General features: G+C 32.2%; 1 protein-coding gene. It reads right to left on the reverse strand.

The features are described from left to right. Positions 1 to 495: BglG family transcription antiterminator (locus AC3G7N_RS21645; RefSeq protein ID WP_489424192.1), on the reverse strand; the 495-nt coding region annotated here is incomplete at its 3' end. Positions 496 to 615 lie beyond the last annotated feature (120 nt).

Raw genomic sequence — 615 nt, forward strand, 5'->3', positions numbered from 1 at the left:
CTCAGATATACAAAATCGAATTTGAGCCTCATTGCCGATAATTTTAATACCGTAATTTGGCCTTTGGTCTAGCGATAAATCATAAAGCTTAAATATGTAACGAACGGACTTTAAATCACTTTGTAAGGTAGAGCGACTAACATAAAGTTCATCAGCTAGATCTTCCATCTTTACATAATTTGACTCAAGTAATAGCCTTTCAACTAGAAACGTGACACGTTCAGTAGGTTCATCCGGTATTATTTTTCTTACTTCCTGGATGTATTGTTGTAAGAATTGATTAAATCTGTTCTCATCCTTAATTTCCAGTTTATAACCTTTACCTCTATGTGACTCAATCTGCATATTGTTTTTATGTAACAGCAAATTTAATTCTTTTATATCATTTCTAACCGTCTTTGAGCTTACTTGCAAATCAATCGACAACTGGGAACTTGTCATAGGTTCAGTAGCTGTCTTAAGAATTTGTATGATTTCTTTCCAGCGGGAATTCATTTCAGATACCCCATTTGTTAGAAGATTGGTTATATTATAACTTAAATTTCCTACCTTCATCAAAAAAAGTAATTATCATTGTTAAATTTGAACAAAAAAACAGCAAACCCCAAGGAATTT

It is taken from the genome of Virgibacillus carmonensis (genome assembly GCF_057836705.1).